Origin of the sequence: Actinophytocola sp., assembly GCF_045807065.1 — a bacterium.
In the GTDB taxonomy this organism is placed as follows: domain Bacteria; phylum Actinomycetota; class Actinomycetes; order Mycobacteriales; family Pseudonocardiaceae; genus Actinophytocola.
This window is the reverse complement of sequence record NZ_JBJMIE010000481.1, coordinates 1-6,726: the sequence shown is the minus strand read 5'-3', so window position 1 is coordinate 6,726 and position 6,726 is coordinate 1. Positions and strand designations below refer to the sequence as shown.

At 70.3% G+C, this 6,726-nt stretch carries 8 protein-coding genes; 4 read left to right on the top strand and 4 right to left on the bottom strand.

Annotated elements, in window-relative coordinates; translation table 11 throughout:
• Positions 1 to 249 precede the first annotated feature (249 nt).
• The 3 genes from coaA to ACJ73U_RS28290 form a co-directional block, all read right to left on the bottom strand.
• Positions 250 to 1,176: a type I pantothenate kinase gene (coaA, locus tag ACJ73U_RS28300; protein ID WP_407780771.1), complete on the bottom strand. Its 927-nt coding sequence runs from the start codon at positions 1,174 to 1,176 to the stop codon at positions 250 to 252.
• Between the two features lie 235 nt (positions 1,177 to 1,411).
• Positions 1,412 to 1,798: an SCO5389 family protein gene (locus tag ACJ73U_RS28295; protein ID WP_407780770.1), complete on the bottom strand. Its 387-nt coding sequence runs from the start codon at positions 1,796 to 1,798 to the stop codon at positions 1,412 to 1,414.
• Positions 1,799 to 1,939: 141 nt separating this feature from the next.
• The gene (locus tag ACJ73U_RS28290) at positions 1,940 to 2,539 is read right to left on the bottom strand and encodes a macro domain-containing protein (protein WP_407780769.1); all 600 of its coding nucleotides are present in this window, start codon (positions 2,537 to 2,539) and stop codon (positions 1,940 to 1,942) included.
• A gap of 101 nt (positions 2,540 to 2,640) precedes the next feature.
• On the opposite strand from ACJ73U_RS28290, the gene pheA reads away from it, so the two are divergent.
• The 3 genes from pheA (at position 2,641) to ACJ73U_RS28275 (ending at position 5,406) form a co-directional block, all read left to right on the top strand.
• Positions 2,641 to 3,558 (top strand): prephenate dehydratase, encoded by a 918-nt coding sequence (gene pheA / locus ACJ73U_RS28285; protein WP_407780768.1) that lies wholly within the window; start codon positions 2,641 to 2,643, stop codon positions 3,556 to 3,558.
• Positions 3,559 to 3,649: 91 nt separating this feature from the next.
• Entirely contained in the window at positions 3,650 to 4,609 is a 960-nt protein-coding gene (locus ACJ73U_RS28280) for an ATP-binding cassette domain-containing protein (protein WP_407780767.1), read from the top strand.
• Positions 4,606 to 5,406 carry an ABC transporter permease gene (locus tag ACJ73U_RS28275; protein ID WP_407780766.1) on the top strand — a complete coding sequence of 267 codons (801 nt, stop codon included), beginning with the start codon at positions 4,606 to 4,608 and terminating at the stop codon, positions 5,404 to 5,406. Before ACJ73U_RS28280 ends, ACJ73U_RS28275 begins: the two co-directional genes overlap by 4 nt.
• Here ACJ73U_RS28275 and ACJ73U_RS28270 read toward each other — a convergent pair.
• Complete coding sequence (locus tag ACJ73U_RS28270) at positions 5,396 to 6,190, bottom strand: arylamine N-acetyltransferase family protein (RefSeq protein WP_407780765.1); 795 nt, start codon at positions 6,188 to 6,190, stop codon at positions 5,396 to 5,398. The two genes, ACJ73U_RS28275 and ACJ73U_RS28270, sit on opposite strands and share 11 nt — an antisense overlap.
• Before the next feature lie 280 nt (positions 6,191 to 6,470).
• Here ACJ73U_RS28270 and ACJ73U_RS28265 point away from each other — a divergent pair.
• Positions 6,471 to 6,726: hypothetical protein (locus ACJ73U_RS28265; RefSeq protein WP_407780764.1), on the top strand; the 256-nt coding region annotated here is incomplete at its 3' end.

Below are 6,726 nucleotides of genomic sequence, written 5' to 3'. Positions count from 1 at the left end.
CTGAGTGAGCAGCGGAGGCGACGGGAGCGGAGCGACCCTCGCTGAGCAGCGCAGGGAGGGAAGACACCGGGTACAGGCCGCGAACCGCCGAGCGGAGCGAGGCCATGTCACCGTGAGCGGCCGCCGGTGTCTGGACTGAGTGAGCAGCGGAGGCGACGGGAGCGGAGCGACCCTCGCTGAGCAGCGCAGGGAGGGAAGACACCGGGTACAGGCCGCGAACCGCCGAGCGGAGCGAGGCCATGTCACAGCTCAGAGCTTGCGTAGCCGGACCCGGCTGATCCGGTGGTCGGCGTTCTTCCGCAGCACCAGCGTCGCCCGTGGACGCGTCGGCAGGATGTTCCGCACCAGGTTGGGCTCGTTGATCTCCTGCCACAGGCGGGACGCCTCCGCGCGGGCCTCCTCGTCCGTCAACCGCGCGTAGTGGTGGAAGTGCGACGACGGATCCGAGAACGCGGTGTCACGCAGCGTGAGGAACCGCTCGACGTACCACCGGGCGATGTCCTCCGTATGGGCGTCGACGTAGATGGAGAAGTCGAACAGGTCCGCCACCGTCAGCCCCTGGCCGGGCAGCAGCACGTTCAGGCCCTCGACGATCAGGATGTCCGGCTTGCGCACCGCCTGCGTCTCGTCGGGCACGATGTCGTACAGCAGGTGCGAGTACACCGGCGCGTGCACCTCGGGCGACCCGGACTTCACGTCCGTGACGAACCGCAGCAGGCTGCGCCGGTCGTAGCTCTCCGGGAACCCCTTCCGGCTCATCATCCCGCGCCGGATCAGGTCCGCCTTCGGCCACAGGAACCCGTCGGTGGTGACGAGGTCCACGTGCGGGTGATTGGGCCACCGCGCGAGCAACGTCCGCAGCAGGCGCGCCGTCGTGGACTTGCCGACCGCCACGCTGCCGGCGATCCCGATCACGAACGGCACCTGCTCCGGGGACGGCTCACCCAGGAACGACGTCGTGTCCGCGTACAGCCGCTGCCTGGCCGCCACCCGCAGGCTGATCAGCCTGGACAGCGGCAGGTAGACGTCCACCACCTCGTCCAGGTCGACCGGGTCACCGAGGCCACGCAGCCGCACGAGCTCGTCGAGGGTCAGCGTCAGCGGAGTGGCCCGCCGCAGCTCCCGCCACTGCTCGCGCCGCAGCTCGACGTACGGGCTGAGGTCGCGAGTCTTCACCGCCACGTCAACAAACGTTAGGGCCTCGCGGCGGCGTGAGCACTGTGACTCAGTACACGCTCCGCCGGCTCACTACCCCCGGGGTTCCCCACCGCGCGGACCACGCGGCGCCCTGATATTTCCCGACCCGACCCTCGATGATATTTCTGTCGGTGCGGAGATCGTGCCAACGATGTAATTGCCATAAGTGCATGTGTCAATTGACGGAAAAGGGGGCCGGCTGGCCCCCTTTCCATCAGCAATTGACGAGTTCTGGACTTTGATTCAGCAGTTGCGCCCGCGGACTGACGAACTCGTGGTACGCGGACCGCGCGGCCGGGTCGAACAGTGCCAGCCGGTGGCAGTTCTGGAACGCGAGCCGGACGTTGAAGTACCGTTCGACCGCCCCACGCATGGCATCACTGCCGACCAGGCGCAGGAGCTGCCCACGGGCCTGCTCGTCCGGCGGCTCCTTCTGGTTGTCGGCGAACGGGGCGCCGTCGGTCGAGAGACGCTCGGCGAGCTCTGCCACCACCGACCACGCGAAGGGCAGCGAGTCGCGGATGCAGGCGATGAATTCCTCGTCGGATACCGGACCGCGCTGGGCTTTCTCGAGCAGGTCCGCGGGCACCGTCAGCGACATTCGACCTCCTTGCTAGGAATTCTGGTCAGCATCCACTTAACCCGCCGAGCCGAATTTTGGCGAGCCAGCCATTAGTGTGAATCTGCGCCGAATTCCGTCACCGCCCGAGTTTGTGCCGAGCGCCGGGCGGGCCGAGGACGATCACGGTCCGTCGGTGAACAGCTCGTCCCACGCCGCCAACACCTGTCGGGCACACACCGACGCCGACACCCCGCCGATCCCGGTGCCCAGGCCCGGCATGGCGATGGTCGACACGACAGAGCGCACCGGGCGGTCGTCATCGAGCCGGCCGTAGCGCCACAGTTTGAACACCGCCCGCGCGGCCAGGTACGGGTGCACGGTGTCCGGCGGCAGCACCTCGCCGGGTGCGCGCATCGTCGGCGCGCTGATCAACCACGCGGGCGCCGGCACGTCCGTCGGCACGATCACCGCCTGCCCGACGGGCAGCTCACCACCGTGGTAGGCGAGCACCGCGCTCCGCACGTGCTGCTCGATCGAGGGGAACGTCCGCGCGTAGACGGCGTCGATGCCGCCGCGCATCAGTCCGTAGGAGTTGGCGGGGCTCACGACGGCCTCGGCCGGAACGTCGAGTGTCGACCCGCGGTGCGTGTGCACGTCACGCCTGCCGTCCGCGGCCGATGCCCACGCCTCGGCCAGGGCGTCGTCGATGGCACACAGCACCAGGCGGAGCGGTTCCCCTGCCGCGTTCCTTGCTTGCTCAGCCTCCTCGGCGGCGGTCACGGTCCCAGCATGGCACTTCCACGGCGGCACGCGTAACCGCTATCCGGGAAACTGTAGGCACTCCAGGGTTGAGCGGCAGGTGGCGCGACTAGGGTGAGGCGGTGTCGAGCATCGCCTATTTCGGACCAGAGGGAACCTTCTCCGAACCGGCCGCGCGCGCGGCGCGGCCGGACCACACCCTGGTCGGGACCGTGACCGTGCCGGAGGCGTTGGTCGCCGTCCGCGAGGGTCGGGCGGAACTCGCCTGCGTGCCCGTGGAGAACTCCGTCGAGGGCGCGGTCTCGGCCACCATGGACGCCCTGGCCGTCGCCGAGCCGCTGGTGGCGGTCGCCGAGGTGGTGCTGCCGGTCCGGTTCTCCCTGCTGGCGCGACCCGGTCTGGCACTCGCCGACGTCAAGTCCGTCGCCAGCCACCCGCACGCACTCGCACAGGTCCAGGGCTGGCTCGCCGCCAACCTCGGCCACGCCACCCAGCTCGCCTCGACCTCGACGGCCGCCGCCGCGGTCGGCGTGCTCGACGGCCAGTACGACGCGGCCATCACCGCGCCGGTCGCGGCCTCCCACTACGCGCTCGACGTGCTGGAGACCGGCATCGCCGACGTCGACGACGCGGTCACCCGCTTCCTCGTCCTGCGCAAGCCCGGCCTGCTGCCCGCACCGACCGGCTCGGACCGCACATCGGTGGCGGCGGTCGCGGCCCACGAGCGGACGGGTGTGCTCGCGGAGATGCTCACCGAGCTGGCCCTGCGTGGCATCAACCTGAGCCGCATCGAGTCCCGCCCGCTGAAGGGCCGCCTCGGCGAGTACCGCTTCTACCTGGACTTCGACGGCCACGTGGCGGAACGCCGCGTCGGCGACGCCCTCGCCGCGCTGCACCGCCGCTGCCAGCACGTCCGCTTCCTCGGCTCCTACCCGAAGGCCGACGCGACCTCCACGGTCGCCGGCGGGGACAACACCGACGAGGACTACCTGGCCGCCGACGAGTGGGTCACCAACCTCCGCGCCGGTCGCACCGGCTAGCGGCTCCGTTCCTGGCGTAAACCGGGCGAGATTGTCGGTGTCCCGGTTTACAGTCCGCCACGTCACGTCGACGAGGCAGGGGAGCCCCATCATGGCCACCGGCACCGCGGTACGCGCAGAGGCGTTGGTGAAGACCTTCGGGTTCACCTGCGCACTGGACGGTATCGACCTGGAGATACCCACCGGCACCGTGCTGGGTCTGCTGGGGCCGAACGGCGCGGGCAAGACCACGGCGGTCCGGATACTGACCACGCTGTTACGCCCGGACGCCGGCCGTGCCTGGGTGGCCGGGCACGACGTGGTCGCCGAGCCCAACGAGGTCCGCAAGGCGATCGGCCTGTCCGGCCAGTACGCGGCCGTCGACGAGAACCTGACCGGCTTCGAGAACCTGTACATGGTCGGCCGCCTCTACGGCATGAACAAGGCCGACGCCCGCACCCGCTCGAGGACGCTGATCGACCGGTTCCGCCTCACCGACGCGGCGGACCGCCCCGCCAAGACGTACTCGGGCGGCATGCGGCGCCGGCTCGACCTCGCCGGCGCGCTGGTCGCGGAGCCCCAGGTGGTGCTGCTCGACGAGCCGACCACCGGCCTCGACCCGCGTGGCCGCCTCGACACCTGGCAGGTCATCGGCGAGCTGGTGGCCGACGGCGCGACGGTCCTGCTGACCACGCAGTACCTGGAGGAAGCCGACCAGCTCGCGGACACGATCCTCGTCATCGATCACGGCCGGGTGATCGCGAGCGGCTCCGCCGACCGGCTGAAGGAGGAGGCCGGCGGCGAGCGGCTCGAGCTCGTGGTGGCCGAGCCGGCCGAGGTGGACGCCGCGATCCGGGTGCTCGCCGAGATCGGCACCGGTGAGCCGACGGTGGACCGGCACGGCAAGCGCGTCCAGGTGGCCGTCGAGGCCGGCGCGAAGTCGCTGATCGAGGCGTTGCGCCGGCTTGACGTCGAGGGCGTGACGGTCCTGGACGTCGGCCTGCACCGACCGACGCTCGACGACGTGTTCCTGTCCCTGACCGGCCACTCCGCCGACGAGGAGACGAGATGACCGTGCTCACCCAGGGCCTGCGTGACGGCGGCATCGTCGCGTGGCGCAACCTGCTCAACGTCCGGCGCAACCTCGAGTGGCTGATGGCCGCGGTCGTCCAGCCGATCATGTTCGTGCTGCTGTTCGCCTACGTGTTCGGCGGCGCGCTCGGCGGCGCCCAGTACCGGGAGTTCCTGATCGCCGGCATCTTCGTGCAGACCACGGCGTTCAACTCGGCCTTCACGGTGATCGGCCTGCGCAGTGACCTGCAGAAGGGCATCATCGACCGGTTCCGCTCGCTGCCGATGTCCCGCCTGGCCGTGCTGCTGGGCCGGACGACCTCCGATCTCGTCGTGTCGTCGGTGGCGATCGTGATCATGTCGCTGTGCGGGCTGGCCGTCGGCTGGCGGATCCGCGGCAGCATCCTGGACGCGGTGTTCGCGTACCTGCTGCTGTTGCTGTTCGCGTTCGCCATGTCGTGGGTCGGCGCGCTGATCGGGCTGTCGTCGCCGACCGTCGAGTTCGCGCAGAGCGCCGGGCTGATGTGGTTGTTCCCGGTCACGTTCATCTCGTCGGCGTTCGTCGGCGCCAGCACGATGCCCGGGCCGTTGCGCGCGATCGCCGAGTGGAACCCGTTCACGGCCGTGATCCAGGCGGTGCGTGACCTGTTCGGCAACGAGGCGCCGCCGGGCATGACCCCGGCACCGGGCTGGCCGGCGGACCACGCGGTGCTCTACGCACTGCTGTCGTCACTGGCGATCCTGGCGGTTTTCGTGCCCCTGTCGGTGGCGAAGTACCGGCGGGTGGCTAGCAGGTAGGCGGTCGCGGCAGCAGTGCCGCCGCCCGCCCCGCCAGCTCGGCGCCGAGGCCGAAGTGCTTCTCGTACGCGGCGAGCAGCTCGGCGTCCGTGTCGAGTGCCGTCTCCGTGCGCTGGTCGCCCACGGTCTCCAGCAGCCGGTCGCCGACGATCGTGACGCGGCCGTCGGGTGTCCGCCGGGAGCACCGGGCCACGTCGCGGAAGTGCGACTCGGGTGAGTTCGCGTGCCACCAGCACGGCCGCGCGAAGTCGGTGAGCCGGCGCGGCCGCGGCTCGGCCCGGTACTGCGCCACGCCGTCCATGAGCACGTCGACGTCCCCGTTCGGCGCGTCGACGACGAGGAACGTGCCGGCCGGGTCCTCCTGCGCCTCGGGCCAGTCCCGGTGCAGGGGGTACACGGAGTGCGTACCGAAGCCGACGTCCACCAGGTACCGCTCGTCCAGCTCGACGAGCAGCGCGAGGTGGTCGAAGGCGGGCGTGAGCGTCCCGTCCTCGCGGAAGACGCTGGCGGCCAGCAGCCGCACGTCGAAGCCGAGGGCGGACAGGAGCGCGGCGAACAGGCCGTTCAGTTCGTAGCAGAAGCCGCCGCGACCCCGCCGCACGATCTTGTCGGTCAGTGCCTCCGCCACCAGGAGGATCGGCTCGCCGAGGTGGATCGACAGGTTCTCGAACGGCACGGCCTCGACGTGCCGGCGGTGCAGCTCGCGGAGCGCCGCGACCGACGGGCCGGCCGGCCGGGTGGCGCCGATGCGGTCGAGGTACCGGCCGACGGTGTCATGGTCCATGGGCGACACGGTGCCCGCTCCACCTAGCTCGAGGTCAAGCAGGATCTCTTCCGCCAACGGTCCAGGTTCGCCGGGCGCTGACAAATGTTCCCACCACGCCGTCGTCCGGGGGCTGGACGGTACGGAAGGCATGAGGTGCGGGCATCGTGCGCACCGTCGTCGCGTTTGCTCGTTACCCGACCGGGGGTAATTCTGTTGAAGAGCAACCTGACCGGGGCCGAGACGTCCTCTCAACAGGAACAGCGTCCAGTGGTGTCGGGGCCAGATGGAGGCGATCACCATGCTAGGAACAAGGATCAGCTCAGGCGTTCTCATCGCCGGTGGGGCGGCGGTCGCATTCCTGCTGGCCGGGTGCAACGGCAACGACTCGGCGAACTCGGCGGGTACCGACGTGCCCACCATTCCGGAGTCGACCAGCAGCGGCGTGCAGCCGCTGCCGACCACCAACAGCCAGGCGCCGACGAGCACGGCGCAGGCGCAACCGCAGGAGCAGCCGGCGCCCAGCGACAAGGCCAGCGGCAACGAGTGCAAGGTCG

What these genes read in the sequence shown, in the direction of transcription:
- ACJ73U_RS28275 (WP_407780766.1), top strand. Translation starts at nt 4,606, where the DNA reads ATGACCGTGCTCACCCAGGGCCTGCGTGACGGCGGCATCGTCGCGTGG.
- ACJ73U_RS28280 (WP_407780767.1), top strand. Translation starts at nt 3,650, where the DNA reads ATGGCCACCGGCACCGCGGTACGCGCAGAGGCGTTGGTGAAGACCTTC.
- ACJ73U_RS28295 (WP_407780770.1), bottom strand. Translation starts at nt 1,798, where the DNA reads ATGTCGCTGACGGTGCCCGCGGACCTGCTCGAGAAAGCCCAGCGCGGT.
- ACJ73U_RS28270 (WP_407780765.1), bottom strand. Translation starts at nt 6,190, where the DNA reads ATGGACCATGACACCGTCGGCCGGTACCTCGACCGCATCGGCGCCACC.